This window comes from Bacillus sp. AP8 (genome assembly GCF_000321185.1).
Lineage (GTDB): Bacteria > Bacillota > Bacilli > Bacillales > DSM-1321 > Bacillus_AD > Bacillus_AD massilioanorexius.
Genome location: NZ_CAPG01000111.1, coordinates 1 through 906 on the forward strand (window position 1 = coordinate 1; position 906 = coordinate 906).

The following is a 906-nucleotide window of genomic DNA, read 5'->3' on the forward strand; positions in this document are numbered from 1 at the left end:
CCGATACCTTTGATGGCAAGCATTTGTTGAACGCCAGGTATTTGGTCAATTAATTGATCTATTTTAGTATCTAATTCTTCGAATTTAGACTGAATTAATTCATATTTATCAATCAATGTTTGTAACTCTAATTTCGCCATATCAGCACCTTGTCGAATACCAATAGACATACTGGCTGCTTGTTTTATCGCCTGAATCTTTTTAAGACCGACACTACGTGTAACTACCTTTCTTAGATGCGTTAATAGTTCTTGATCAGAGAACTCTACGAGTTCATGTGGCAGTACATTTAGTTTTAATAATTGTAGAGCTGCCTTACCTTCCCAGTTTTTAAAAACCGTAAGGAACTCAGGAAAATAACGATCAATCCAGTTATGCATTTGACCTTGCACAATTTGTTGATCAACAGTTAAAAGATCACGTACTTTTTTAGCCACTCGGAGTTCCGCATAAACCCCTTGTGGAATAACAGGTTCTGCGAACCTCCCATCCTTGACCAATTGTGCAATGACTTTCGCATCTTTCACATCATTTTTAGTCGGAGAGTTATCATCTAACTCCTTACTTTTCTTTACATGTAATGGATTAACTGCCACAAACTTAATCTCATATTTTTTCAAAACATGAGCTAAATTAAGCCAGTAATGACCTGTTGGCTCCATACCAACAATCACATGATTCATCTCTTGAATTCGCATAAGCTTGGTGATCCAATCAATAAAATGTCGGAATCCCTCTTTCGTATTTTCAAAGTAACAAGGCGAACCAAACTCTAAACCTCTAAAGTCTTGAGCTCTAGCTACATGTTTGAATTTTGCGATATCGATACCTACAATCAATGTGTCAGAAGTGATTTGAGCGATTTTCTTATTTTGGTTATAATTCATGATAGGCCTCCTGTTTTGA

The 906-nt window shown here is 36.3% G+C and carries 1 protein-coding gene; it reads right to left on the bottom strand.

Going from position 1 to position 906, the window contains the following annotated elements; all coding sequences use genetic code 11:
- Positions 1 to 887: IS110 family transposase (locus tag BN349_RS22880; RefSeq protein ID WP_019244603.1), on the bottom strand; the 887-nt coding region annotated here is incomplete at its 3' end.
- Positions 888 to 906 lie beyond the last annotated feature (19 nt).